Origin of the sequence: Comamonas sp. GCA5 (genome assembly GCF_036541385.1) — a bacterium.
In the GTDB taxonomy this organism is placed as follows: Bacteria; Pseudomonadota; Gammaproteobacteria; order Burkholderiales; family Burkholderiaceae_C; genus Comamonas; species Comamonas aquatica.
Genome location: NZ_JAZHFR010000021.1, coordinates 1 through 26,273, shown reverse-complemented (window position 1 = coordinate 26,273; position 26,273 = coordinate 1). Strand labels below are relative to the sequence as shown.

The 26,273-nt window shown below is 63.2% G+C and carries 25 protein-coding genes and 4 pseudogenes; 7 read left to right on the top strand and 22 right to left on the bottom strand.

Translation table 11 applies throughout. The features are described from left to right. Positions 1-159: 159 nt before the first annotated feature. Both SJH88_RS07425 and SJH88_RS07420 read right to left on the bottom strand, forming a co-directional pair. Entirely contained in the window at positions 160-744 is a 585-nt protein-coding gene (locus SJH88_RS07425) for a hypothetical protein (RefSeq protein ID WP_274754049.1), read from the bottom strand. Positions 745-829: 85 nt separating this feature from the next. Then, positions 830-1,822, bottom strand: a complete 993-nt coding sequence (locus SJH88_RS07420; protein WP_274754048.1) for an ion transporter — start codon at positions 1,820-1,822, stop codon at positions 830-832. Between the two features lie 213 nt (positions 1,823-2,035). Between SJH88_RS07420 and SJH88_RS07415 the strand changes: the two are divergent. Beyond that, positions 2,036-2,284 (top strand): annotated as a pseudogene (locus tag SJH88_RS07415) (transposase); the annotation flags it as partial. Positions 2,285-2,337: 53 nt separating this feature from the next. Here the strand turns inward: SJH88_RS07415 and SJH88_RS07410 are convergent. After that, a pseudogene (locus SJH88_RS07410) lies at positions 2,338-3,283 on the bottom strand (IS5 family transposase). A 602-nt stretch (positions 3,284-3,885) separates the two neighbouring features. On the opposite strand from SJH88_RS07410, the gene sul2 reads away from it, so the two are divergent. Beyond that, a complete protein-coding gene (gene sul2 / locus SJH88_RS07405; protein WP_001043260.1) occupies positions 3,886-4,701 on the top strand; it encodes a sulfonamide-resistant dihydropteroate synthase Sul2 in 816 nt (271 codons plus the stop codon). An 86-nt stretch (positions 4,702-4,787) separates the two neighbouring features. Then, positions 4,788-5,030 (top strand): annotated as a pseudogene (gene glmM, locus SJH88_RS07400) (phosphoglucosamine mutase); the annotation flags it as partial. A gap of 235 nt (positions 5,031-5,265) precedes the next feature. On the opposite strand, the gene SJH88_RS07395 reads toward glmM, so the two are convergent. The 7 genes from SJH88_RS07395 to SJH88_RS07365 all read right to left on the bottom strand — a co-directional run bounded on the left by SJH88_RS07395 (position 5,266) and on the right by SJH88_RS07365 (position 11,937). Then, complete coding sequence (locus SJH88_RS07395; protein WP_001120888.1) at positions 5,266-6,759, bottom strand: IS91-like element ISCR2 family transposase; 1,494 nt, start codon at positions 6,757-6,759, stop codon at positions 5,266-5,268. A gap of 519 nt (positions 6,760-7,278) precedes the next feature. Continuing rightward, positions 7,279-7,695 carry a hypothetical protein gene (locus SJH88_RS07390; RefSeq protein ID WP_003074443.1) on the bottom strand — a complete coding sequence of 139 codons (417 nt, stop codon included), beginning with the start codon at positions 7,693-7,695 and terminating at the stop codon, positions 7,279-7,281. Between the two features lie 23 nt (positions 7,696-7,718). Continuing rightward, positions 7,719-8,177 (bottom strand): chromate resistance protein ChrB domain-containing protein, encoded by a 459-nt coding sequence (locus SJH88_RS07385; RefSeq protein WP_003074445.1) that lies wholly within the window; start codon positions 8,175-8,177, stop codon positions 7,719-7,721. Between the two features lie 3 nt (positions 8,178-8,180). Further along, entirely contained in the window at positions 8,181-9,089 is a 909-nt protein-coding gene (locus tag SJH88_RS07380) for a Fe-Mn family superoxide dismutase (protein ID WP_274754047.1), read from the bottom strand. Between the two features lie 25 nt (positions 9,090-9,114). Next, a complete protein-coding gene (locus SJH88_RS07375; protein WP_003074450.1) occupies positions 9,115-9,735 on the bottom strand; it encodes a hypothetical protein in 621 nt (206 codons plus the stop codon). A gap of 12 nt (positions 9,736-9,747) precedes the next feature. Next, on the bottom strand, positions 9,748-10,950 hold the full coding sequence (locus SJH88_RS07370; RefSeq protein WP_003074452.1) for a chromate transporter: 1,203 nt from the start codon (positions 10,948-10,950) through the stop codon (positions 9,748-9,750). A gap of 24 nt (positions 10,951-10,974) precedes the next feature. Beyond that, positions 10,975-11,937: a chromate resistance protein ChrB domain-containing protein gene (locus SJH88_RS07365; protein WP_198462144.1), complete on the bottom strand. Its 963-nt coding sequence runs from the start codon at positions 11,935-11,937 to the stop codon at positions 10,975-10,977. A 302-nt stretch (positions 11,938-12,239) separates the two neighbouring features. Here SJH88_RS07365 and SJH88_RS07360 point away from each other — a divergent pair, with 302 nt between their 5' ends. Next, positions 12,240-12,476 carry a YozE family protein gene (locus tag SJH88_RS07360; protein WP_198462145.1) on the top strand — a complete coding sequence of 79 codons (237 nt, stop codon included), beginning with the start codon at positions 12,240-12,242 and terminating at the stop codon, positions 12,474-12,476. 365 nt (positions 12,477-12,841) lie between these two features. Here the strand turns inward: SJH88_RS07360 and SJH88_RS07355 are convergent, their stop codons facing one another. Next, positions 12,842-13,399, bottom strand: a complete 558-nt coding sequence (locus SJH88_RS07355) for a hypothetical protein (protein WP_003074459.1) — start codon at positions 13,397-13,399, stop codon at positions 12,842-12,844. Positions 13,400-13,409: 10 nt separating this feature from the next. Then, entirely contained in the window at positions 13,410-14,102 is a 693-nt protein-coding gene (locus tag SJH88_RS07350) for a hypothetical protein (RefSeq protein ID WP_003074462.1), read from the bottom strand. A gap of 163 nt (positions 14,103-14,265) precedes the next feature. Between SJH88_RS07350 and SJH88_RS07345 the strand changes: the two are divergent. After that, a pseudogene (locus SJH88_RS07345) lies at positions 14,266-14,496 on the top strand (transposase); the annotation flags it as partial. Positions 14,497-14,771: 275 nt separating this feature from the next. Here the strand turns inward: SJH88_RS07345 and SJH88_RS07340 are convergent. The 10 genes from SJH88_RS07340 to SJH88_RS07295 all read right to left on the bottom strand — a co-directional run bounded on the left by SJH88_RS07340 (position 14,772) and on the right by SJH88_RS07295 (position 24,983). Then, positions 14,772-15,827: a DMT family transporter gene (locus tag SJH88_RS07340; protein WP_274754046.1), complete on the bottom strand. Its 1,056-nt coding sequence runs from the start codon at positions 15,825-15,827 to the stop codon at positions 14,772-14,774. 30 nt (positions 15,828-15,857) lie between these two features. Then, complete coding sequence (locus SJH88_RS07335) at positions 15,858-16,421, bottom strand: hypothetical protein (protein WP_210931383.1); 564 nt, start codon at positions 16,419-16,421, stop codon at positions 15,858-15,860. A 13-nt stretch (positions 16,422-16,434) separates the two neighbouring features. Then, positions 16,435-16,812, bottom strand: coding sequence for a hypothetical protein (locus SJH88_RS07330; RefSeq protein WP_210931385.1), 378 nt, complete (start codon positions 16,810-16,812; stop codon positions 16,435-16,437). 47 nt (positions 16,813-16,859) lie between these two features. Then, positions 16,860-19,979 carry an efflux RND transporter permease subunit gene (locus SJH88_RS07325; RefSeq protein WP_210931387.1) on the bottom strand — a complete coding sequence of 1,040 codons (3,120 nt, stop codon included), beginning with the start codon at positions 19,977-19,979 and terminating at the stop codon, positions 16,860-16,862. Between the two features lies 1 nt (position 19,980). After that, positions 19,981-21,093 (bottom strand): efflux RND transporter periplasmic adaptor subunit, encoded by a 1,113-nt coding sequence (locus tag SJH88_RS07320; RefSeq protein ID WP_210931389.1) that lies wholly within the window; start codon positions 21,091-21,093, stop codon positions 19,981-19,983. Next, positions 21,090-21,644, bottom strand: coding sequence for a hypothetical protein (locus SJH88_RS07315; RefSeq protein WP_210931391.1), 555 nt, complete (start codon positions 21,642-21,644; stop codon positions 21,090-21,092). The genes SJH88_RS07320 and SJH88_RS07315 overlap by 4 nt, the downstream gene beginning before the upstream one ends. A gap of 41 nt (positions 21,645-21,685) precedes the next feature. Continuing rightward, a complete protein-coding gene (locus tag SJH88_RS07310; protein ID WP_210931806.1) occupies positions 21,686-22,999 on the bottom strand; it encodes a TolC family protein in 1,314 nt (437 codons plus the stop codon). A 143-nt stretch (positions 23,000-23,142) separates the two neighbouring features. Beyond that, positions 23,143-23,559 (bottom strand): hypothetical protein, encoded by a 417-nt coding sequence (locus tag SJH88_RS07305; RefSeq protein ID WP_243019183.1) that lies wholly within the window; start codon positions 23,557-23,559, stop codon positions 23,143-23,145. A 64-nt stretch (positions 23,560-23,623) separates the two neighbouring features. Next, positions 23,624-24,337 carry a transglutaminase-like domain-containing protein gene (locus SJH88_RS07300; protein WP_210931395.1) on the bottom strand — a complete coding sequence of 238 codons (714 nt, stop codon included), beginning with the start codon at positions 24,335-24,337 and terminating at the stop codon, positions 23,624-23,626. 13 nt (positions 24,338-24,350) lie between these two features. Continuing rightward, on the bottom strand, positions 24,351-24,983 hold the full coding sequence (locus SJH88_RS07295; RefSeq protein WP_210931397.1) for a cation efflux transmembrane domain-containing protein: 633 nt from the start codon (positions 24,981-24,983) through the stop codon (positions 24,351-24,353). A 116-nt stretch (positions 24,984-25,099) separates the two neighbouring features. Between SJH88_RS07295 and SJH88_RS07290 the strand changes: the two genes are divergently transcribed. Beyond that, positions 25,100-25,438: a YnfA family protein gene (locus SJH88_RS07290; protein WP_210931399.1), complete on the top strand. Its 339-nt coding sequence runs from the start codon at positions 25,100-25,102 to the stop codon at positions 25,436-25,438. 15 nt (positions 25,439-25,453) lie between these two features. Next, a complete protein-coding gene (gene cadR, locus SJH88_RS07285) occupies positions 25,454-25,936 on the top strand; it encodes a Cd(II)/Pb(II)-responsive transcriptional regulator (RefSeq protein WP_210931401.1) in 483 nt (160 codons plus the stop codon). Positions 25,937-26,273 lie beyond the last annotated feature (337 nt).

Here is a 26,273-nt window from a genome sequence, read left to right as displayed (position 1 = left end):
AATGCGGCCGCCCAGGCGCAAGACGCGGGTGAAAACCATGGCGCCAGCGCATGTCGGCACGACGATGCGCTACACAAATCGAGGCAGCCAGCGCGCGATCTTCCTACTTTTCAGATGCGTTGGCACCTGAAACACAGACAGCATCAGCGCCAGCTGCTCTTATTTGTAGTAATTGGGCTCGTAGGGCTTGTCGGTGAAGACACCGATCAGGCCCAGGGACAGTTCCTTGTCCGTGCCCTTGTAGGCTTCGTACATCAGGCGCTTGAGCGCATCGGCGGCGCGGCTGGAACGTTCGCCGGTGTACAGGTTCTCCTCGATCACCGCGCCCGTGGTGGTGAGCCGCACCCAGGCGGCCGAGCCCAGCGCCACGCGCTCCAGCGTGTCCATGGGCACGTCGAAGGCGGTCACGCCGGGCAGGCCCGACGCATCCTTGGCCTTGGAGCGCACCCGCAACGGCGCATGTGGCCGTGCATTGAACTCGATCGCCTCGATCTGGGCCTGTCCGCCCCAGGTGCCCACCAGCAAGGTGGCACGGTTCGGCGTGGTGCTGCTCCAGCGCACGCCCAGCGTCGGGCAGTGCGCCACGCGCCCACAGTCCATGGGCAGCGGGGCGAAGGCCACGGTTTTCACCTGCGTGGCCTTGTCTTCCTGCACCTGCACCACCGCCTCGGTGCCGCCTTTGCCACTGCTGGCACAACCGGCCAGCACCAAGACCCCCAGGGCCACCCCTATCCACTGTTTCATACGCACCTTCTTATGTCAAAAACTTGCCCGCCGGCACTTGCTGCGGCGGCCACACCACATGTTGCCATGAAGCGCGCCGGCCCACTCACGCCTGGGCCTCGGCACGGTCCACGCCAGACGCCGCTGCTTCGTCCACCGGCCGGGCGGCCGCCGCGGCCGCGCCCATGGAACGCGGCGCACTGCCCGGCAGCACCAGGCGTGTGCCGCAACGGCGGCAAAAGCGCGAATCGTCCTCGTGCCGCTCCAGCCCGCAGGCCTCGCAGTCCACCCCCTTGAGGCTGGCCTTGGTGCCCACATTGCGCGACAGCTCGGCCCCCACAATGCCGGTGGGCACGGCCAGCACGCCCCAGCCCAGCAGCATCATGATTGAGGCAAAGATCCGCCCCAGCGGCGTGGACGGTGTCACATCGCCGTAGCCCACGGTGGTGACGGTCGAAATCGCCCAGTAAATGCCCATGGGCACGCTGGTGAAGCCGTGCTCCGGCCCCTCGATCACGAAGATCATCGCCCCCATCACGAAGACGATCAGGGCCACCACGCTCAGGAAGACGAAAATCTTGCGCCCGCTGGCCCGCAGCGCCTGCCCCAGCATCAGGTACTCGTTCAGGAAGTTGCGGAAGATGGGGAAGATGTGGAAGGTGCGCACCAGGCGCAGCGCCCGCACCGCCGCCAGGAAATGCGCCTCCGGGTAGAAGATGGCCAGGTAGGTGGGCACGATGGACAGCAGGTCGACCAGCCCGTAAAAGCTCAGCGCGTAGCGCCAGGGCCGGCGCACCGAGATCAGGCGCAGCGCGTATTCCACCGTGAAGCCGATGGTGAACAGCCACTCCAGCCCCCGCAGCAGGTAGTACATGCGCCAGTCCTGCGCAATCGCCGGGATGCTGTGCGCAATCACCACGCACAGGCTCAGCACGATGGCCAGGGTCAGCCGGCGCTCGAAGCGCTTGCCCATCTCGGTGTTGCTCTCGAACACCGTGCGGTAGATGCTCTGCCGCCAGCGCGCCACCGGCACACCCAGCCGGTCGGCAGAAGGGTAGTTGTCGCGGAAAAATTCGGAAATCGAAGCAAACAAACGCATGAAAACAGGTTGGCCAACCACGGCATCGCCGCAAAACTGGCAAGTGCACCACAAGAAAAAGGGCCACGCCTGTGCATCCACTTGGCGTAGCCCCGCAGGCCGGTATTGTAGAAAACCGCTGCGCCCGGGCGGACCTCAAAGGCCCCGCACCTGGGCACCTCTCAAAACCTCCCTCGAAGCCTGTTCAAGGCTGGCATGCGGTAGATTCAGCGCATGTCCAGCCCACGCAGCGCCCTCAAGTTCGACCTGTTTGCAGATAGCAGCCGTAAAGGAACGCTTGATGAGCTAGGCGATCCCTTGCAAGTCATTGCCCGCCACATTGATTTTGGCGAGCTGGCAGGCTTAGCGGATGCCTTGATAGAACGCAGCGATGGCCGCAAAGGAGGTCGCCCGGCCTATCCGACAGAGGTGATGGTGCGTATCTTGGTGCTCAAACGCCTGTACAACTTGTCGGATGAGCAGGCCTTGTTGCACAACTCCCGTCGGAGACGGCATGACCCCAACCCCAGACGGGCTTACCCCAAGACCACTGTCACCGGGCGCCCGAGTTGACTGAATCGGTTGAGCAGCGCCACGCGGATGTGCAACTCCGTCACCTGACGCTCGAACGTCCTGGCCATGACCCGCTCGCCCAGTCGTTTGAAGCAATTCATCTTCGTCTCCACCAGGCTGCGTCGGTGGTACCCGCTCCACTTCTTCCAAATCCGGCGACCCAGCCGCTGGCAGGCACGCAGGGCTTCGTTGCGTGAGCTCGCCCCGGCTTGCGTGCCCTTCCATGCTCGCGCATTCTTGCGTGGCGCGATGATGGCTTGCGCATTGCGCAGCGCGCAGCGCTATCGCTGCATGGCATGCCTTGGTGTCGTAAGCACCATCGCCGCCGACACTGGCAATGGGTTCATCTGGCGGTATCTGGCTGAGAAGTTCCGGCAACATGGGCGCATCGCCCGTGCCGTTGTCAGTGACCTCGATGGCACGGATGTCCAGCGTGCGGGCATCGATGGCCAAGTGTACTTTGCGCCACTGGCGCCGGTACTCGGCACCGTGCTTTTTACACTTCCATTTGCCTTCACCCAGGAACTTGATGCCGGTGCTGTCGACCAGCAAATCCAGTGCCGTTGTGCTGGGTCGGTAAGGCAGCTTAACGCTCAAGTCTTTCTGGCGCCGGCACACGGTGCTGAAGTCTGGCACCCGCCAGTCCAGGCCCGCCAAGCGCAACAGACTTTCGACCAGCCCCAAGCTTTGACGCAGGGCCAGTCCGAACAAGCATTTGATGCTCAGGCAGAACTGGATTGCCGCATCGGAGAAGGTGCGTTGACGACCACGTTTGCCGCTGACAGTGGCGTACCACTGCATGTCCTTGTCCAGCCAAACTGTCAGCGAACCTCTGGCCTTGAGTGAGGCGTTGTAGTCCGCCCAGTTTGTCGTCTTGTACTTGCCACGCGGGCGCTTACTTTCACTCATGACGTCAGCCTACCAGCTGTTGCCGCTGGTTTTATGCAACAACGCCCATCCCCAGTAAAACCGGGGCCTTTAGGCCAACTCGATACCATGCCAACACTGAGGCAAGGGACATGGTATTGAGCGTCATGCATGGCATTAGATGCAGTCAATACCCCGTACCATGCCACACAAACACCGTGCTTGGCGATGCAGAACGCTACCCGAATTTGCCAAACCCAAAAAGCCAAAAGCCCGCAATTACGCGGGCTTCAGGGCATTTTTTGCTAGATCGTGCCGGGCAGTGCCGGACGCGGGATCATTCCCACTCTATTGTAAACAAGACATTTTTATCTTTTATATTCAATGGCTTATTTTCCTGCTAATTGGTAATACCATGAAAAATACCATGCTCAGAAAAGGCTTAACAATATTTTGAAAAATTGCCTACTGAGCGCTGCCGCACAGCTCCATAGGCCGCTTTCCTGGCTTTGCTTCCAGATGTATGCTCTTCTGCTCCTGCAGCTAATGGATCACCGCAAACAGGTTACTCGCCTGGGGATTCCCTTTCGACCCGAGCATCCGTATGAGACTCATGCTCGATTATTATTATTATAGAAGCCCCCATGAATAAATCGCTCATCATTTTCGGCATCGTCAACATAACCTCGGACAGTTTCTCCGATGGAGGCCGGTATCTGGCGCCAGACGCAGCCATTGCGCAGGCGCGTAAGCTGATGGCCGAGGGGGCAGATGTGATCGACCTCGGTCCGGCATCCAGCAATCCCGACGCCGCGCCTGTTTCGTCCGACACAGAAATCGCGCGTATCGCGCCGGTGCTGGACGCGCTCAAGGCAGATGGCATTCCCGTCTCGCTCGACAGTTATCAACCCGCGACGCAAGCCTATGCCTTGTCGCGTGGTGTGGCCTATCTCAATGATATTCGCGGTTTTCCAGACGCTGCGTTCTATCCGCAATTGGCGAAATCATCTGCCAAACTCGTCGTTATGCATTCGGTGCAAGACGGGCAGGCAGATCGGCGCGAGGCACCCGCTGGCGACATCATGGATCACATTGCGGCGTTCTTTGACGCGCGCATCGCGGCGCTGACGGGTGCCGGTATCAAACGCAACCGCCTTGTCCTTGATCCCGGCATGGGGTTTTTTCTGGGGGCTGCTCCCGAAACCTCGCTCTCGGTGCTGGCGCGGTTCGATGAATTGCGGCTGCGCTTCGATTTGCCGGTGCTTCTGTCTGTTTCGCGCAAATCCTTTCTGCGCGCGCTCACAGGCCGTGGTCCGGGGGATGTCGGGGCCGCGACACTCGCTGCAGAGCTTGCCGCCGCCGCAGGTGGAGCTGACTTCATCCGCACACACGAGCCGCGCCCCTTGCGCGACGGGCTGGCGGTATTGGCGGCGCTGAAAGAAACCGCAAGAATTCGTTAACTGCACATTCGGGATATTTCTCTATATTCGCGGTTCAGCAGGCATGTCCCCTTTGAGGGCGACCCGACGACAGGATAATCGACCTTATGGTGCGCAAATATTTCGGCACAGACGGTATTCGTGGCAAAGCCAACGAAGGCGCGATGACGGCGGAAACCGCCTTGCGCGTCGGCATGGCGGCTGGCCGTGTCTTTCGTCGCGGTGACCACCGCCATCGTGTCGTGATCGGCAAGGATACGCGCCTGTCGGGCTATATGCTTGAACCCGCGCTCACAGCCGGTTTCACCTCGATGGGCATGGACGTATTCCTTTTTGGCCCGCTGCCGACAACGTATAGGAAGAATAAACGCCCTTTTCACCCAAGTCCAACAGCTTTGGACCGCAGTTGACTCTTTCGACACCCCTGCGATGCAACCCAATCCGGCTGACGGGGAGCCAGCAACGCTGAAAATTTACCCTCCTCTTTCCCACTAGCGGCTCCTTTTCCGACAACCAGCACGGCGGATCCCTGCCGCGGCGCTGTGAACGCAGCATTTTGATTGGTATCGTTGGCCTTCAGGCTCGTCAGTCAAACAGACCCAGGAGCAGCTCAGCCGGTGGCGCCCGGCTTTCGGGTAACGCCCTGGTCCCGCTGGTTTCGGCTTTGTGCTTCAGGTGATCAAGGATCTGCTTGATCACTATAGGGTCTTCAATGCAGGCGATGACTTTCATGGCGCCGCCGCAGCCGCTGCAGGTCTCGATGTCGATATTGAAAACACGCTTGAGCCGTTGCGCCCATGTCATCGACGCTCGCCGTTGTGCTGGTGTTGCCGGTTCATCAGCCACCCTGACCTTGTTGCCCCTGCCCCGTTTTGCCGGCGTGACCAACGCCCGGTGCCGACTGTTGGGTGCGAACACCCCGTGGAAGCGGGTTAGGTTGACTCTGGGCTTCGGTACCAGGGCGGCCAGCCTTGCAATGAAATCCAATGGTTCGAAAATGACGTGCGTGGTGCCGTCCCGGTACGGCGTCTTGAGCTGGTAGCGCACGTTGCCGCCTCGTGTTAACGACAGCCGCTTCTCGGATACCGCCGGGCGGCTGATGTACCGGCACAGCCGTTCGAGCTTCTTGCGTTCATCGGCCCTGGCCGCCACGCCGGCGTGCAGGCTGGACCCGGCTACCTTGCCAATCCCGTCACCGAACGGATCACCACTGGTCGGCAGAGTTTGCAAAGTGAACACCTTTCGCCCCGCCTGTGAACCGACAGCGATACGGTAAGTGATCGAGTGCCCCAGCAGGGGTGTCATCGGGTCGTCATCCACCGCATCCGAGGCCAGATAGCTGTTTTCGACATCCCGTTCCAGCAGGCCTTGCCGTTCCAGATAGCGACCCACCCGGTGGGCGATGGTGTGCGTCAGCTGGGTGAGCTCTGGGCTGGTCGGCGCCTTGACCCAGCGGAAACGCGCTGAGCCGTGGGATTGCTCGACATACACACCGTCGAGAAACAGCATGTGGAAGTGAACATTCAGATTGAGCGCCGATCCAAAACGCTGGATCAGGGTGACCGCGCCCGTCTTGGCCACTTGGTGGGTATGGCCCGCTTTCTTGACCAGGTGCGTGGCAATGACGCGGTAAACGATGCCCAGCACCCACCCCATGATCTCGGGCCGGCTGGCAAACAGGAAACGCAGCTGAAACGGGAAGCTCAACACCCACTGACGCATGGGTTGTTCAGGCAGTACTTCATCAACCAGCAAGGCGGCACTTTCGGCCATCCGCCGCGCCCCACAGCTCGGGCAGAAACCGCGACGCTTACAGCTGAAAGCGACCAGGTGCTCGGCGTGGCAAGACTCGCAGCGAACCCGTAGAAAGCCATGCTCCAGCCGCCCGCATTGGAGAAATTCTTCAAATTCCCGTTGCACATAGCCCGGCAATTCCTTTCCCTGCTCTGCCATAAGCGCAGCGAATGCCGGGTAATACTCGTCAACGATCTGATAGAGAAGGGTTTGCTCGGGTCGGTGGCTCTGGTAACGACCAGTATCCCGATCCCGGCTGGCCGTCCTGGCCGCCACATGAGGCATGTTCCGCGTCCTTGCAATACTGTGTTTACATACAGTCTATCGCTTAGCGGAAAGTTCTTTTACCCTCAGCCGAAATGCCTGCCGTTGCTAGACATTGCCAGCCAGTGCCCGTCACTCCCACTCAATTGTCAATTGAAACAACATGTCGGTCTTCTTCGCACTTCAATACGCTACGCTGGACTGACTAGAGTTTCTATGAAAAATGGCCTTACCGTCAAAAGTACCGTCATCAGTTTTTATCGCTGAGACCTAGCCCTTTCAGACTTGCTGTATTGGTCTTAACTATTGGGCAAGAACACCTGCTTCCACTCATACACCTTGAACATCAGCACTATTTGCTTCAGTCAAGATTCCTCTAACGAGACCACTCTATAGCAGTCCTCCGAGCACTGAGTTTGACTGTGGCCTCAACTGAGAGAGAAAAGAGAGGGCTACAGTGATCCTTGTGGCCGCTCAAAGCTTGTAGTCACCGTTCATGAAGCGGAAGACATGGAGCGCATGTATGCCCCTTCGCGTCCCTTACCCCCGCTTGGGCATGGGCCTCACCAGGCCTCGGAAAACCACATAGTTGCTGTCATCCACGTACTGCAACTCTTTCCCGTCACGCACCACTCGGTAGCAGATCGGTTCGACCTTGCTGATCTCTGGTTGCAGCAAGCACAGCCGGTCGTTCTTGATAGACCAGTGAGCTGATTTCAATCGCTCGTTCTCAAGCCGCTCAACGCGCCCATCAGGGAAATACTTGTGCCCCCAATGGTGGTCATCGGTCACATACTTGCCGACGATTGCGGCGTGAATTTGCGAGCCGGTGAGCTCGCCATGCCCAACTGCGGCTGAAGCGGCAGTCAGGCTTATAGCCTGAACACATACGGCGAGCACGAGCCGGGAGACCAAGGCTCGATGACGGGCCTGGGGTTGTAGGGAGAAGGCAAACATTTTGATGGTCTCGGTCTAGGTGACTAGGCAGTCATGGTCGGCGGCCAGTTGTGCGTCTCGGCTTGGCAAGAGCGGCACCACGCATAGAGCGCGTCGTACATCACCATGCCGTGCTGGAGCATTTCGTGGTCGTCGCTGAAGTTGTGGGAAAGGCCCAGCGACAGCGCGTAGAGCCCTGCGGATTGCGGTGTCAGGTCGAGTTGCGATGTATCAGCACCGCGCACGATGGAAGCCAATTGGAGCAGCGCCGGGTCGTCAAGCTTGTACTTCGCCAGGAAGGCGTCGAAGCTGCACAACTCGCCCACGTGGCTCAACTCGACATTCGGGATGTCGTAGGGGATGGCGGCAGTGGCCTTGGCGGTGCTCAGCACCTCGCTGGCAGGCACATAGAGGAACTCGGGAGCCTTGTCGATGAAACGTGCGATCAGCCAGGGGCAGGCGATGCGGTCGATCTTTGGCCGTTCGCGGGTGATCCATTGCATGGTTTACTCCTTCGCATCCAGCGCCACACCGGCAGCGCGACTGGCCTCGATGCCACCTGCCACATAGCGCGCATCGAAGCCACGTGCCCGCAGCGCGAGCGCCACGGACTGGCTGACTTCATGGCCGTGCACGCAGTACACGAGGACGGGTTGGGATACATCGAGCTCAGCGCTCCATTCGGCCAACCGGGCGGGGTCGTGCCACGTGGCCCCAGCCACGCGGTCGGCGGCCCCTGCGTAGCCTGCGGCCCTGCGCACGTCGATGAGCTGCACGCTGCCTCGAACGGCCTCGGGAGGCACCGACCAGGGCAGCGCGTCGGCCTCGACGGCCGTACCGTAGCGCCGCGCAACTTCCTTCCAGCGGATGTTCTGCATGAAGGCATCCACATAGGAGGCCGCTTTGGCGCCGAAGTCCATGTGGTAGGCGTGCTCGTACATGTCCAGCGCCAGGATCGGCGTAGCCCCGGCGAGCAGATGCGTGTGGTCGGCAGACCAATGGGTGATCAGCCGTGACTCTCGGTTAGACCAGGACAACAGTGCCCAGCCCGAGCCGCCGCCCATGGCCTTGGCCAGTGCGGTGAACTCCGCGCGCCAGCGGTCGGTGCTGCCAAAGTCGCGCGCCAAGGCTACGGTCAGGCCCGAATCTGGCAAGGCGCCGTCACCGCCCAACGAGTCGAAGTACAGCTCATGGAGCCAAGCCGAGTTGGCGGCGATCAGCTCCTCGCGTTTCAGTCCATTGACCGTGAACACCGGCGCACTTGGCCAGTCCAGTTGGGTCAACTGCTGGCGGATGGCGCCCAGGCGCTTGACGGCCCCGGTGTAGTTGTTCGCGTGGTGACTGACGATCAGAGTCTCCGACAGGCCGTTGAGGGTCGCCGGGTTCAGGGCAAGGGGGCGGGGTTGCATATCCATGGGATGCTCCTGTGTGGGGATGTCGTTAGTTGCTTGAACCCGCGTGAAAGCGACTGAAGGCGGTCACGCTATCGGCCTTGGTCCAGACGCCAGCAGCGCCAGGGCCGGAGATATGGCTGTCGTCCAACTCGATGTAGAGCTTGCCGTCCAGCGCAACCGCGATATGCGTTCCGGAGAATTCGACTCGCAGGGTGTGCCAGGAGGCAGGGGCCACTGGCGCATCGATGTACTTGATGGTCTTGCGACTGCCACCCTCGACGTAATACAGCGAGACGTTGTTCTCCAGAGCATTGGCGCGGGCGACGTAATAGTTGTCGGCGTTTTTCCAGCGCCAGACGACGCCGCCTGCCTGGTCTTCCCGGCCCGCCAGGGGCTTGAACCGTGTTTCGACAAAGCCGTCGGTGATCGAGGTTCCGACTTTCACGCACCAGGGATAGGTGCCACGCCCATCCTGCAGCAACACCCTGTCAGAGTGAGTGGAGCCGGGCTCGGTAGTGATGACCCAATGGGGTGTACCTCCGCCAGTGACGCCGCAGCTCCAATAGTGAGGAGATGCGCCAAGGACAGTGCCATCGAAGCCTGGAGCCAGCGCACTCGCACTGGAAGCCAGCGCAGCCACGGTGATACCAATCAAGATGCGTTGCATGGTACTCTCCAATCAGCCGTGCGTAACCAGCGGGTGGACGACCAGGCCGATGAGGGCTGCCGCAACCACGATGACGGGTTCAGGGAGCTTCTTGAAGCGCCACAAGATGGCTGCGGTCGCGATTGCCAGCGCTGCGGTGATCCAGTCGGAGATGGAGCGCTGACCGATGACGATCACTGCGCCCGCGATGGAGCCGATGGCGGCGGCCGTGACGCCATCGACAAAGGCGATGACATCCGGGCGCTTGCCGTATTTCTTGAAGTACGGCGCGGGGATCACCGTGAACAGATAGCAAGGCACAAAGGTGGCGGCTGCCGCTGCCACGGCGCCCCAGAAGCCTGTGACCAGGTAGCCGATGAAGCCCGTAGTGATCACCACCGGGCCCGGCGTGATCATGGCCACCGCCACTGCATCCACGAACTGCTGGTCGGTCAGCCAGCCGTACTCCTTGACGACACCGCCGTAGAGGAAGGGCACGATCGCAAGGCCGCTGCCGAAAACGAAGCTGCCGGCATAAGCGAAGTACAGACCGATCTGCTTGAGCTTGGTCCAGTCGATGGTGCTGAGCGCGAACATTCCGACCAGTGGGGCCGCCACGCCGTTCAAATTGCCGCCGCGCTTGAGCCATGCAGGGGGTGCACGCCAGAACCACACCAGCACGCCAGCACCGAGGAACAGCCAGACCTCTTCCGACTTGGTGATCACCGTGACGGCTGCGCTGATCAGGAAAATAGGCCACAGCAGCTTGTCCTTGCCGATGCTCTTGGTCGTCAGCTTGTAGGCGCTCATGGCGATGATGCCGATCACTGCGGCGCCCACGCCATAGAACACCGACTGCATCCAGCCGATGCCGCCGTAGGCGACATAGGCCGCGCCAAGCGCCACGACCATGAAGAAGGACGGGACGACAAAGGCGATCCCTACGAGGGACGCGCCCAGAAACCGGTAATGGACATAGCCCAGGTAGATGGCCAGCTGTGCGGCTAGCGGCCCTGGCATCAGTTGGGCGAGGGCCAAGCCCTCCTTGTAGTCCGCTTCGGTGATCCATCGGCGCTTTTCCACCAGATCGCGGTACATATAGCCCGCCAGGGCCACGGGACCGCCAAAGCCCCAGGTGCCCAGGGCCAGTATGTAGCGCACGAGCTGCCAGAGCGTGTAGCCGGGGGAACTTGAGGCGCTGGCTTCGGGCGCCGTTGTTGTGTTGAGGTCGTTCATATGGGTCTTTGCAGTTGTTGATGCCTACGGCTTGCGCGGGCTGGAGAAATGGGCGTGGAGCGAATCGAGTACGCCGCCGATGTCGACCAGCAGCGCGTCGTCATCCGGCCAGCGCTTGCGCGCTCCGGCCAGAACAGCCTCGAAGCCGCAGGCCTCGGGCGTGGTCGCACCGCCTACGTCGAGCGCATGAACCATCTCCGCGAGGCGCGAGAGACCCCTGTCACCTTCCAAGCCAAAGCTCGTGAGCAGCACCTCGAAGGTCACGCGCTCGCCCACATGAGTGAAGGTCGCGCCATCGAAGTCGAAGCCCAGCGCATCTGCAGGGCAGTCGGCCGGTGCCTCCAGCCACTGGAAGCGTGCGTGCGGGTCGATGAAGCGCTGGATGAGCCAGGCACTGGCCACGCGATCTACCCAGAGATTGCGGCGCGTCGCCCAGAGACGTCCTTGGTATTGCATGCGATCGCGCCGGGCTATGCGTCCAGCAGTGGCCTGTGGTTCGCCCGGCGACTGCAGGGCTTCGATGGCGTTGTTGAAGTCCCGCCACTGGGCTTCGGCGCGGATCGAGGTTTCTGCAGGGAAGAAGTCGATCCTGCGGATGGCTTCATAGGCCCGCGCGTGCTTGCGCTGCACACGGCCCAACTCGGTCGCGCTCAGGCCAGAAAGTGTCTGACGCGCTTGGGCCAGTTCTTCCAGCCAGGGGGTGTAGTCGACCGTTCGGTCGAAGAGCGCCTGGAAAGTGGCTTGTTCGGCTATATCGCGCGCTCGCACCTGTAGCAGCCAGGCTTGGCCACCTTCCTGCAGCGCATCGTCGGCAAGGGCTTGCAATTGCGCAGCTTGCTCAACTTGCGCTGGAAGCAGGTAGGCACCGTCGCGCAAGGCAGCACAGCCTAATGCCTTCACGGCGCGCCAAATCCGCATGCGTGGCGTAGCGCTTGAGGCGGGGAGGCTGATGATCAGAGCCAGCCAGGAGTCCGAAGTGAGAGTCATGGCAGCAGCTTAGAGCACCGTCATGAATGCTGCAATGCTGTAGCGATCTCTACAAAATCATTCCAAACTTCATCAAACAAGTACGATGGTATGCGCATGGCGACTGCTATGAAGAAGACCGCACGCTGTACTACTGCTCAATGTGCGATATTTTTGCCAGCCCAGACCACTTTGCGACGCAACCACGCCGAGCAGCTACAAATAAAGCTGCAGGCGTATGCCAAGTGGCCCGCTGATACGGCACGACGCAGTTACCGCCCCGTAGTGCACACAACCTATTTGCCGCCGAGCTGGCCGCACTGGTGGCAGAGCAAAAAGCAAGTGCAGCAAGCCGCAGCCGCTTTTATCGCTGGCTGGAAAAGCAGGCCAGCCGTGATGACCCTGTGGGTGATTTGGCCTATGACATCACACATGACAAAGGCTTCCCGATAGAGGCTTCACTGCGACAAACGCGCAGCTACTTGGAAAGCAAGTGGGTATCGGAGGCGGTGATGGATGCTTTGGCCCAAGCCTGGCTTGAGTTTTCTGCCAACAGGTAAAGGCCGCGTTGAGTAGCGGACGGCCATCAGCGCGGTTGTGCTGATGGTTGCTTGCATACATTCCACGCGCTCTTTGCACTGTTGATTTCCACGCAAAACTGCCCCACACCAGAGATGTGGCATAAATCTTGGACACCATATGGCTGTCCTCAGCTTGAGATAGCCCCCCTGGGGCATCGGGGAGGTGCCAGCATCCACCAAGTAGAGCTGGAAGCTGCGCAGATATTCAACGATGGCCATGTCCGGCGAGGCACGATGTATATTGCCGCTCATGGCCTTCTTACCGGACTACCGCGTGAGCGGTTTAGAGTCGTCTCTAAGGCGCGGTGGTTAGGTCAGGACCGCTGTTTTCTCTGTTTAAGCCGCTATACATTCCACAGCAGCAGTGCTGCTTCGCCTTGCGTTGCCATACCGGGGTGGTTCAGGGCAATGGTTGCAGCGCAGTGGGCGCGGTGGTCTCGGTAAAACGTGATGCCTTGAAGCCATTCATCCCAGCTGTGCACCAAATCCTGCTCTTCGCAAGAGGCCAGGAACACCAGCTGAATGCGGTGGAGTTTTTGGCTGGCATCGCGCAATTGCAGTTGCTGCAATTTTTCATGATCGCGCTGTATTTTTTCGCGCCATTTGTTTTGCGTGCCAGCGCCCACCAACGCCACTTCGATCAGATATTTATCTTGTGTGTCTGGGCGGGTGGCGAGCAAATCCCCTTTCAAGGATTTCAGACAGTGATCGCCCAGTTGTTGGTAACTGGGGCGGCCTTCGCAGTGGTATCCATGCTGCAGAAAAGCAGCAAACAGCTCCCAGTTCAGCCATTCTTCATACGATGCCGTGCTGGCACTGAACGCATGCAAGGTGTGGGATTTCTGTGCAAACCAAGGCTGCAGAATATCTAGAACCGTGTGGGCAGGAGTGATGACAGACATTGGGGCAGTTTCAGTGGGACAGTAAAAAATGGCAGTGGATGGCGGGAGCCGTATGTTCGCTGTAGGTGCTGGAAAATGCGGGGGAGCTGATAGGGTAGTCCTTCAGCCGTTGTTGAATATACCTACCCATGGAAAGTCGTAACTTTGCTTTTTCGCCTTCCAAAACGATATGGGCATATTTCGTTGCCGTCCGCAACAGCGGGGCCATGGTTGCAAAAGCCTGGTCGATATCGGCCTGGAACTGCTCAGGGCTGTCGCAGCGAATCGCGGCAGAGCCGTAGCGTATGCGCGACTGCGCAAAGAAGTCGTCCAGATCGGCTTCGGTCAGCACGGACTGCACGTCAAAGTTGTAGTGGCGCAGCAAAAAATCGATAAATTGCGCGATATCGGCATCGGCAATCCCATCGATGTGCACCGTTTTTACCGCTTGCCCAGACAGCGGCACCTCGGTGTGTTGGTCGGTCAACAGCAGCCAATTGGTGGTTAGCTGGGCCAGAGCAGGGAGGTCGTAAGCCGTGCGCGGCGTTTGTATGCTTTCGCAGACCACAACGCCATCGCGGACGCAAGGGCGCAGGAAAACGGCAGGTGCTTGCTGGGCAGCAAGCTGTATACCACGCACTGCCATGGCGGCTTGCGCGCGGGGACTGGCCAGTAGCACGGCAATAGTTTCGGATGGCTGAGTGGAAAAATAATATGCGGCCATCAAAGGACTCCTTCTGTGCCCATGATTCTCAAAGTTGGCTTGTCCATTTGTCCAGGAAATCGGCCTCAAAAAAGAATAAAAAATTAAAATTTATTGACCATCGCATGGTGTTAGCCGCAAAAGCGATGTTTTCAGAACCTAACACCACTTTCCTTTGAGACCGATGCGAAGCATTTATGCATCGCTCCCTCATGGCAAACAAACCGTTGGCAAAGAGCTGTGGCGACAACTGCAGCCCCTGATTTCGCCCTTCACTCCTTCCGCCAAAGGCGGCTCACGCAAGCTCGGCGTGAGCAATAAAACCGCACTCAATCGCATCTTGTTTGTGCTGCACACCGGCATTTCATAGGAAGACTTGCCACAGTCTCTCGGCTACGGCAGTGGCAGGTCCTGCTAATCGCGACTCCCTGACTGGAGCGACAGCGGCGTCAGGCAACCAGCCTGACTCAGCCGACTGTGGGAAAGCCTGCAAGGACTGCTTCTGGCCGGAAGCACGTGATCGTCGTGGCTCCCCAAAGCTGTCAACCACTGGCAGGAGCAAACCAACCAGCGACTGCTTTCGGGGTCTTGAGCGAAATGGCGCTCTCGGCCAGAAGCGGACGGAGGCCTCGATCACCTGAAGCAGTCAGTCCACAAGCCTCACGATCCAGGCTTGGTGCACCCGCAGACTCAGTGGCCGTGCCGATGGTGCGCGTCCGGGAAGTGTGCGTGCGCGTGGGTCAGGGGTTCGTGCCGATGGGGATGTGAGTGGCGGCCAGCGACGGTACCCTCTGCGTGCTCGTGCTGGTGGTGCTCGTCGTGCTCGTGCTCATGGTCATGCTCCTCGGCATGGTGGGCATGCGCGTGGTCATGACGCTCGGTCAGATGCAGCCACACCCCAGCGGCCATCAAGGCACCCGCCAACAGCAGACCCGGCGTGACCGGCTCGCCAAGCCAAGCCACCGCAAGCGCTGCGCCAAAGAAGGGTGCCACCGAAAAGTACGCTCCCGTGCGGGCGGTACCCAGGTACCGCAGCGCCACCACGAACAGGGTCAGGCTGATGCCGTAGGCCCCGAGTCCGAGCAGCAACGCACCGGCCAGCCACGGCACTGGCGGCAAGGACGCGCCGACGGCCAGTCCGAGTGCCAGGTTCACGCTGCCCGCGACAAGCCCCTTGATCGACGCAATCCACGTCGCCTCGGCGAGCGCCACCTTGCGGGTCAGGTTATTGTCCACCGCCCAGGCCGCGCAGGCGCCCAGCACGGCCAGCGCAGGCCAGGCCTCGCCGATGCGCGCCTCGCCGGGCCAGCTCAACACCAGCGCGCCGGCGACGATGGCCACCATCCCGAGTGCAATGCGCCGATCGAAGTTCTCCTTGAAGACAGACCACGCCAGCAAGGCCGTGAACACGCCCTCTGCATTCAACAGCAAGGATGCGCCCGACGCGGGCATGCGCGACAAGCCGAACATCAGCAACAGCGGGCCTACGACCCCGCCCGCGACCACAGCGCAGGCGAGCCAGCCCCGTTGATTGGCTGCTAGCTTCACCGGTTCAGCGCGCGTGAAAAGGCGCCACAGCGCCAGCCCGACGCCGGAGCCCAGGTACAACAGTCCCGCGAGCAGCCAGGGATCCACGGTGCCCAGCAGCTGCTTGGCCATCGGCGTGCCGGCGCCAAACAGCGCCGCAGCCGCCAGCGCTGCGGCGACACCCGGATGAAACAAGGAGCTTCGGATCGTGGGGGTCACGGTGGTGTCAGGTGTCGGGATGCGTTCGCGTCAACGCCGGAGGTCGAGATCGGCCACGAGTTTCGACGCCTGCGCCCGCGATTTGACCTCATCGGTCTGAGCGGCCTCCCAGCTGAAGCTCGTTCCCCAGGTCCAACCCGAACCAATGAGTTCGACGACGCGCAGGTCACCGGCTCGTCCCTGGACACTGATGTCCACGCTTCGGCCCTCCCATTGCGCCGACAGGCGGTGTTCGCCCGGCTTCAGGCGCAGGCGGGCCAGAGACTCGGGAATGGTTGCGATGCTGGCCGCGCCGTCCACCGTCACGGGCACCATCAGGCTGGCATCCGCCCAGCGGCGGCGCAGCACGTACACGGTCAGGGACGCCGGATCGGCCTCGAAGCGCTTGGCATCGGCTTCGACGGCATCGGTCGGAACCGCCGTCGGTGTGCAGGTCAGTTTGGGGCGGTAGCTCTTGCCGATGCGATAGCAGTAGGTGCCGTCGGCATTGACCGGGCGGAGGGGCTTCGTCATGCAACCGGACAGGGGCACGAGGCCCGCTGCCGCCAGGCCGATCAGCAGGGTCCTGCGCTGGGGGAGTTGGGCTTTGCTCATGTTCGAGCCCGCCCTACTTCAGCGCAAACCGCACGGTTCCTGACGGCTTGCCGGCGATCGTGACGATGGCGACCACCTTGGTGCCAGGGCCCACCTTGAAGCTGCCCGTGGCCTCCAGCTTGTCGCCGGCCGGCTTGAGTTCGACCTCCTGCTTCTCGGTGCCGCTGAGCAGTGTCAGCTTGGCGCTGGCCTTGGACACGTCGACCGGCTTGCCGTGGTCACGCAGGTGCAACTGGATCGCAGCCGGCTTGGCGACCAGTTCGTAGTCCATGTCCTTGGCCTCGGTGACCACGCCGCCATGCTTGGGGCTGTGATCGTGTGCGCCTCCGGCATGGGCGGCGCTGGCCAAGGCGAGAGCGATGACGGCGGCAGCGTAGAGCTTGGCTTTCATGAGTTTCCTTTCAGTGGAGTGGGAACAGGGAATCGTTGAGATCGCGCTCACAGCGCTTCGGCGTCCTTGGCATCCATGAGCTTCTCTGCCGGCTTGCGGCCGAACAGCCAGAACATGGCGGGCGTGAGGAAGGTGTCGAGCAGGGTCGAGCTGATGAGCCCGGAGAAGATCACCACGGCTACCGGGTGCAGCACCTCTGTGCCGGGACGTTCGGCCTCGAACAGCAGCGGTGCCAGCGCAAAGGCCGTGACCAGCGCCGTCATCAGCACCGGGCTCAGCCGCTCCAGCGAGCCGCGCACGATCATCTTCTGGTCGAAGTGCTCGCCCTCGAAGCGCATCAGGTTGATGTAGTGGCTGACCTTCAGGATGCCGTTGCGCACCGAGATGCCGGCCAGCGTGACGAAGCCGACCATGGCGGCCACGCTGAGCGGTTGGCCCGACAACCACAGCCCGATCACCGCGCCCACCAGTGCCAGCGGGATGTTCACCATGATCAAAGCCGAGAGCACGGCGCTCTGGTAGCGCGTGTACAGCACCACGAACATCAGCGTCAGCGACACGATGGACAGCAATCCGATCAGTCGCGATGCTTCCTCCTGCGCCTGAAACTGCCCACCCAGCGTGATGAACATGCCCTCGGGCAGCTTCGTCTCGGCGGCCACCTTGCGGATGTCGGCCACGATCTCCGACAGCGGCCGGCCCGAGGCGTTGGCCGACAGCACGATGCGCCGTTTGCCGTCGTCGCGGCTGATCTGGTTGGGGCCGTCGCTGTCTTCGACGCTCGCCACCTTCGACAGCGGGATCCGCCCGCTGGGGGTCTCGATGAGGATCTGGCTCAAACCCTCGATCGAACGCGCCGACTCCGGCAGCCGCACCACGAGCGCAAAGCGGCGGTTGCCCTCGACGATCTGCGCCACTCGCTCACCTTCCACCAGGCCCTGCAGCGTGGCCAGAATCTGCGGCGCCGGCACGCCATACTGCGCCGCGGCCGCGTAGTCCACGCGCACCTTGATCTGTGGCGCGAGCACCTGCTTCTCGATCTGCAGGTCAGCAATGCCCGGGATGGTGGCCAGCTTGGCACGCAGTGCATCAGCCTGGCCGCGCAGGGCGTCCAGGTCTTCGCCGTAGATCTTGATCGCGATCTGCGAGCGCACACCCGAGAGCATGTGGTCGATGCGGTGCGAGATTGGTTGGCCGACCTCGATGGCAGCAGGCAGGTTGACCAGTCGACTGCGGATGTCGGCCCGGACCTCGTCCATGGTGCGCGTCAGCTGCTCCGCTGGAACGATGCCGACATCGAGCTCGCTGACGTGCACACCCTCGGCGTGTTCGTCGAGTTCAGCCCGACCGCTGCGCCGGCCGACGTGCGTGACCTCCGGCACTTGCGAGATCAGCACCTCGGCCTGCCGCGCCAACGCCGAGCTCTCGGTGAGCGTGACACCGGGGTTCAGGCGGATGCCCACCAGCAATGTGCCTTCGTTGAAGGGCGGCAGGAAGGTCGTGGGGAAGAAGGGCACGGCGGCACCCGCCACCAGCACCGCCATGCCGGCGGCTGTCAGGGCAGCCTTGGGGCGGTTCAGCACCGCCTGCAGGCCGCCGCGGTAGCGCTTCTTCAACCAGGCCAGGGCGCGCGTGTCACCGTGGTCCAGCGTCTTCAGGCGGGGCAGCAGGTAGTAGCTGAGCACCGGCGTCACCGTCACCGACACCAGCAGCGACGCCAGCGTCGAGGCGATGAAGGCCACGCCCAGCGGCACGAACAGCCGCCCTTCAATGCCTGGCAGCGCGAACAGCGGCAGGAACACCAGCACGATGATGACGGTGGCGTACAGGATGCCCGAACGCACCTCCATGGAGGCCTTGGCCACCAGCTGCAGCGGGTGCAGGCGGTGCTGTGGGTGGCGCGCCCGGTCCTCCTTCAGCCGGCGCATGATGTTTTCCACATCCACCACGGCGTCGTCCACCAGGCCGCCGATGGCGATCGCCAGGCCACCCAGCGTCATCGTGTTGATCGACAGGCCGAAGTAGCGGAAGACCAGCGCGGTGATGAAGATCGACACCGGGATCGCCGTCAGCGCGATCACGGTGGGCCGGACCGTGCCGAGGAAGAAGAACAGGATCACCGCGACGAAAACCGACGCGCCGATCAGCTTGCCTTGCAGCGTGGTGATCGAGGCCTCGATGAAGCTGGCCTGCCGGAACGTCACGCGCGGTGCTTCCATGCCCGCGGGTAGCGAAGCCTTCAGCCCTGTGAGCGCTTCTTCGATGGTGCGCGTGAGCGCGATGGTGTCGGCGGTGGGCTGCTTCTGGATGCCCAGGATGACCGCCGGCTTGCCTTCGAAGCCGCCCTCGCCGCGCTTGATGGCCGCGGCGAAAGTCACCTCGGCGATCTGCCGCAGCAGGATCGCTTGACCACGGTTGCTGCCCACGGCCAGGTTGCTCAGGTCTTCCAGCCGCGAGGTGCGGCCCAGGTGGCGGATGAGGTACTCGCGCCCGTTGAGCTCCAGGAAGCCGCCTGAGGTGTTGGCCGAGAAGCCGCGCAGCGCCGCCGCCAGCTGGTCGTGCGTGATACCGAGTTCGGCCATGCGTGCCGTGTTCGGCTGCACCTGGAACTGCCGCACCTCGCCGCCGATGGGGATGACCTGCGCGACGCCGGGCACCGCCAGCAGCCGGGGCCGAAGCACCCAGTCGGCGTACTCGCGCACGGCCATCGGGCTGATCTTCTTCTCGTCGACCGGTATCGCGATCTGCATGATCTCGCCCATGATCGAGCTGATCGGCCCCATGCGCGGCACCAGGCCTTCGGGCAGGCCTTCTTCCATCGCCGACAAGCGCTCGGCGACCAGCTGGCGGGCGCGATAGATGTCCACGCTCCAGTCGAAGGTAACGTAGAGGAAGGACAGGCCAGCCGACGAGGTGGAGCGCACGCTCTCCACACCCGGCAGGCCGTTCATCGTCGTCTCCAGCGGGAAGGTGATCAGCTGCTCCACCTCTTCGGCGGCCATGCCGCCGGCCTCGGTCATGATCGTGACCGTGGGCTTGTTGAGGTCGGGGAACACGTCCACCGGCGTGCGCGTCAGCGTGAACGCGCCATAGACCATTAGCACGACGGCCGCGATCAGCACCAGCAGCCTGTTGGCCAGGCTGTTTTCGAGTAGCCACTTGAACATGTCAGCGCACCTGGTTGATCAAGGTGGCGCCTTGTGTCGCGACACGGTCACCGGGTTCGAGCCCGGAGGTGACTGCGGCGTTGACACCGTCCAGGGGCTCGGTGGTGACGGTTCGGGGTTCGAAGCGTTCCGGCGCCGTCTTCACCCAGACCACCGTCTGGTTGGCCGGGTTCTTCATCAGCGCGGCCACTGGCAGCGGGATGCCCTTGACCTTGTCCTTCGTCTGCACGAACACGCGCACCGGCTGGCCGACGGCCAGCTGGTTGAGTGCAGCGCCTTGGGCGCGGAAGGCCAGGGGCAGCGCCTGCTCACGCAGGCTGCGCGAGGCCCCGATGAAGCTGAGCGGCACACGTTGGTTGCCCAGGGCCATCGTCGCGGTGCCGACGTTGGCAGCGATGGTGGCATCAAAGGCCAATGCCTCGATGCGCAGGCGCGAGGGATCAACGATCTCGAAGACGAGTTCGCGTGCATCCACCACCTGGCCGGCCACGACGTTGGCCGAGGCGATCACGCCCGATACGGGCGCCAGCAGCGCCTCGCGCGTGGACAAGCCACCACCCACCGCTGCGATCCGCGCCGACAGGCTGGCGGCTTCGCTCTCGGCGGCTTCGATCTCCTTGCGCGGCACGGTGTCGGCCAGTTCCTGCAGACGCGCGATGCGCTTGTCGACAAGGGCCTTCGCGGCACGCAGCTCGGCGAGCTGCGCGGTCTGGTTGGAGCGCTCGATGGGCGCCGCCGATGGCACGACGTAGGCGAGCACCTCGCCCTTGCGCACCGTCTGCCCGGGGTTGGGCAAGCCACGCGGCCCGGGTTCGATGCGGCCCGCGTTCAGCGGCTGCACCTTGCCACCGGCGTTCGGGTCCATCAGCACCTTGGCGCCCAGTTCCACCGTGCGGGGCAGTTCGGCCGCTTCGGTGACGACGGTTCGCACACCCAGCTGGCGCTGCGCGGGCTTGGGCAGGAAGACGCTGCCATCAGGCTGTCGCTGCGGTCCGTTGGCGCTGGGCGCGGCGGGGGCGTCGCCGTGGTCGTGGCCTGGGCCGGCATGGGCGGAGCCCAGCCCTGTGAGGGCGATCAGCAGCCCCAAGCTGGAGGCGATCAGGGTGCGCTTCATGCTGCAGCTCCTGCGCGGGCGCTGCGCGCATTCATCACACGACGTCCGCCCCATCCGAGCAACGCCAGTGCGGCGATGCCGGCCGCCGCCCATCCCGCGTATTCCGTCCACGAGTGCGCGTGTGCAGCCTCCTCGGTGTGCGCCGCCTCGTGGAGGTCGAGTTCACCTGCCAGCAGGTCGGCCTCGTTGCCGGCGGTCACCGTGGCGGTCACCGGCAAAACGCCGGCTTTGGGGGCCTCGGGCAGCACGACCTCGTATTCGTCGTCGCCATGCTTCTCAGCCTTGAACTTGGCCCCGCCGATCTCGAGCTCGATCTGCGCGCCGCGCACGGGGCTGTTGTCGGCAAAGCGATCGAGGTACAGCGTGATCTGCTTGCCGCTGAGCACGCCGACGAGTTCGAAGGTCTCGGACACGGCCGAGAAGCGCGGCAGCGCCTGGCCGACGGCCGCGGGCGCCGCGTCACCGTGGTCGTGGCCTGGGCCGGCCCAGGCCGGGGATGCAGCAAGGATGGCCGCAGCACACAGTGCAGCCGGGAGATTCGGGAAGTTCATGGGGATGTCCTGAAGGATTCGTTGAATGGCGTCACGGGCGGTTACTGGGGCAGAAGGCCCAGGGCCTGGCGCCACGCAGAGATCGCCGAAGCGAGCTCGATGCGGGTGCGTGCGGCCTGGCGCTCTGCCTCGGCGGCTTCGGCCTCAATGCGCAGGCGTGTCGGCAGATCGGTTTCGCCCAGCCGGAAGGACTTGTCGAAGAAGTCGCGCGACTCGCGGGCCAGTTGCGCGCGCCGTTCGGCGGCCATCAGCTGCGTGCGCGAGGCCTCGACCCGCGCGCGCGCCGCTTCCCGTTCTGCAGCGAGCCGCTCACGTTCCAGGGCCAGCAGGGCCTGGATCTCGGCAGCTTCGGCGCGTGCGTTGGCGCTGCGGGCATCGAAACGCGGGCCGGCGCCGAAAGGGATGCGGATGCCAAGCGTGATGGTCTGCTGGGACGCGTCTCCGCGCGCACCGCGGTCGCGCGTGGTCGTCAGCGTCAGCTCAGGGTTGGCGCGAGACTGGGTGGCAGTGAGTTCGACGGAACGCTGCGCCATGGCGGCACGGTCCTTGAGCTCTTGCAGAGCAGCATGCGCTTCGGTTTCAGTTGCCGTGGTGCCGGGGTCCGGCTCTGCCGGCGTGTCGTCAGCACCCGACAAGGCCGGGGCGACGCCAGCCAGTGCTCGCATATGCTGACGAGCCGCCGCAAGGCCTGCTTCAGCTTGCGCAACAGCAGCCTCTCCGCTGGCCACCGCGCCCTCGGCCTGGTGCTGATCGGCGCGGGCCAGATCGCCGGCCTTCGCACGCCGGGCCACGTCGGCGGCGATCAGGCGGGTGCTGTCGAGCTGCGCGCGGGCCGTGGCCACCTCGATGCGCGCACGCTGCCACTGCCACCATGCATCGCGCACCGCGGCAGCCACGCGCAGTTGCGCTGCGTGGGCCCGGCTTTCGAGGGCTGCACCCTCGGCGTCGGCCAGCGCTGCGCTGCGGCCACGTTCACCGGGCAGCCACAGCGGCACGGCGATGCCAACTTCGAGTTCACGCGCGCCCTGGTTGCTGCCCAGGCGGTCGGTCCTGTTCGAGACTTCCAGTGCCGCCGGCTCCGGCGTCCAGGCCTTGGCGGCTGTCTGCTTGGCGCGGGTGGCGTCACGTCGCGCCTGCAGCGCCATCGCCTCAGGCTGGCGTGACCAGGCAGCGTCGAATGCCTGTCGCAGATTCAACGGGCTTGCAGCGGCTTCCGTGCTGCCTGCTGCGGGCGCCACAGCGGCATTTGCGGCATCCGCAGCTGCCTGCGCCACCACGGCCGTGCCGCACAGGGTCGCAGCGCCCGCCACACTGGCGCGCAACAGCCAGACCTTCGTTCGAGTTCGATTTCTCATCCAATGCTCCAGTGTTGAAAACAACCCACGGGAGATCGGCAAGCGGCGACCAACAGGTCGCGCCGTGCCCGACGGCGCCGCGGGCTGCGGCGCGCACTCAGGCGCGAACGGGCGTCAGAAAGGGAAGAGACCCGCCTCGCCGATCAGGCGAGGGGCAGCCACTGAGGGCGTTCGGGTCGGGTCGGTGCGTGTGCACCACCCGTTTTGTCGACGGTGACGCTGGGCAGCGCGGTCGAAAGCGCACCCGGCAGACCCATAGGCAATGTCAGCATCGCGCTGCAGGTGCCGTGGCAGTGACCGCAGTCCAGGTCCATGGCGCTTGGCGCCTTGTCGCCGTTCGCGCCACCGACCTCGTCCGGGGACGAGGTCAGATCTGCACCCGCATCAACAGCCGGCCCGGCATCGCTGCCGGCGTCGGCGTGGTGCTCATGGTCATGGTCATGGTGACCAAAGTGTCCCGTGCTCGCCTGACTCTCATGCCCGCAATAAGTCGCCACCGCTGCCCAGCTGAACTGGAGCGGAAGCATGGTGAGCAGGAAAATGGCGAGGAAGCGACGCATCACCGAGAGTATAGCTGCTACAGGGTTTGTCCAGGCGCATGCAAGGCGAGCAGGTCGTGGGGTTTCACCACTTTGACTCGCGGATGCGGGCGACGTTGCGGTTCATCGCATGGCGGATGACGCGCCGGTACAGCCAGCGTTTGAGGCCGGAGAGATTGGAGCCGTGGCGCGCGTAAAAGGCATCCGGGCTGTCGAAAACACCGAAGTCGTCGGCGATGCCTTCCTTCTGGATGTAGGTGTCCTGGCCGCGCCATTCGACGCCGGGCGCCGACAGGTCGGCCGTGGCAGCACCGTAGCCGCAGAAGCGGCGGGCCTGCGGAAACCGGCGCTGCAGGCTGGCGAGGTAGGTCGCATCGAGGATGAAGCCTTCCAGCGCGATCCAGCGGCCTTCGAGGCTGACCTCGACCCAGCTGTGGATGATGCGTTGCGGGGCCAGCCAGTAGGCCAGTCCCGTGATTGCACCCTTCTGCAAGGTCTTGTCGATGGTGAAACCGTGGAAGCGGCAGGGGATGCCCACCGCGCGAAGCAAGGTCATCAGCAGCGTGCTTTTGGTGTTGCACTGGCCGATGCCGTCGGCCAGCACGCTGGATGCCGGCAGCTCGTCGCCCTCGTTGTAGCCGAAGGCGACCTCGTTGCGGACGAATTCGTAGGCGGCACCGATGCGGTCGTAGGGGCGCAGGGCGCGCCAGCCACGGGCGGCGACGAGCGCCTCGATGTCGGGGTGGTGGACATCCAGCAGCGGGGTCGCGGCCAGCAGGGTGTGCATTGCGTCGGACATGGTGTCGCTCCTGTCAGGCGTGCGCCGGCACGGGGCGAAGCTCAGCCCTTGCCTGCTGAATGACCGAGCGCGCGGCGGTCAGCGCCAGCACGCCCATGACTGAGGCGACCGCAAGGTCGGGCCAGCCGCTTCCGGCACCGAAGACGCCCAGCGCGGCGGCCATCACCGCCACGTTGCCGATCGCGTCGTTGCGGCTGCACAGCCACACCGAGCGCATGTTGGCGTCGCCCTCGCGCCAGGCGTAGAGCATTGCGGCGACCGACACGTTGGCCAGCAGCGCCAGGGCGCCGATGGCGCCCATCGTCACCGGCTCGGGCACGGTGCCGGAAGCGGCCGACCATGCGGCCCGTCCGAGAACGAACATACCGAAGGCGCCCATGGTCAGGCCCTTGAAGAGCGCAGCCCGAGCCCGCCAGGTCAGCGCCATGCCGAGCACAAGCAGCGAGATGCCGTAGTTGGCCGCATCGCCGAAGAAGTCCACGGCGTCGGCCAGCAGCGACACCGATCCCGAGCTCAGGCCGCCGGCCAGTTCGACCCCGAACATGGCCAGGTTGATGATCAGCGCCGCCCACAGCACGCGCCGGTAGCGCGGGCTCTGGCTGGCCGCAGGGGTGGCGCAGCCGTGGCTGCCGCAGGAGTCGCTCATGAGGGGCTTTCGAATGTCGATGCCGGCATTTGAAACCCTGTAGCGGCTCCAGAGTCAAGCGGCTATGCTGCCGAGTGTTGGGCGCCCCCCGTCATAAACGTAGAGAGCTTCGATCCATGTTCGACTTCCTTCGCGTCACCGGACTGTTCTTCGTCACCGCTGTTGCCGAAATCGTCGGGTGCTACCTGCCCTGGTTGGTGCTCACGCAAGGTCGGCCGGTCTGGTGGCTGCTGCCGGCGGCCGTATCGCTGGCGGTGTTCGCGTGGCTGTTGACGCTGCATCCCAGTGCCGCAGGCCGAACCTACGCGGCCTACGGCGGTGTGTATGTCGTCGTGGCCCTGATCTGGCTGTGGCGCGTCGACGGTGTGGTCCCGACGCGATGGGACCTTGTCGGTGGAGGCATCTGCCTGGTCGGCATGGCGATCATTGCCCTGCAGCCCAGGGCAGCAAGCTGAGGAAAGGACACGGGCATGAAGATCGGTGAACTGGCGCTGGCGGCGCAGACCCAAGTCGAGACCATCCGCTACTACGAGCGCGAAGGCCTGCTGCCGCAGGCGCCGCGCAGCGAAGGCAACTACCGCATCTACGGGCCTGAGCATGTCGAGCGGCTGGCCTTCGTGCGCCACTGCCGGTCGCTGGACATGACGCTGGACGAGATCCGTGTGCTGCTGCGGTTCAAGGACGAACCGCAAGCGGAATGTGGGGAGGTCAACGTGCTGCTCGATGAGCACATCGGTCATGTCGCCAAGCGCATCCGCGAACTTCGGCAGCTGGAGAAGCAATTGAAAAAGCTTCGGGACCAGTGCACCGGCGTTCGTGAGGCGGCAAAGTGCGGCATCCTGAACGAACTGGTGCAGGCGTCGTCAGCGACGAGCATCAGGTCGGCAAGCCCTCATGTGTCAGGGGCCCATGGCAACCGCGGGCGTCGCGCTAACAGCTCGACGCCTGAATGACCGCTCTACTACAGCACCAACGGCTCCTGAGGGTCGATAACGCCCCTTCATATCAGATGAGAGCGGACCTTGAGCTCCATCTTGGCTGCTTGCCCTCACTGTCAGCTACACACCAGAAACCAGCCAGTGAGGATTAGCTGACGATGTACTCGGGATGACTGCTATCTGGCTGAAACCGGCAGTTCGGGCAGCCAACATGAACCTCCGCAATCGCTGCAAACTAGACGTAAGCGCACGGTCATCCCACCCTTGAGGGCGGCGGCGTAAGCGGCAACGATGGTGTCCACCAAACCAGATAGGTGGACACCATGACCGAAGCCCAGAACAAGACCCGTCG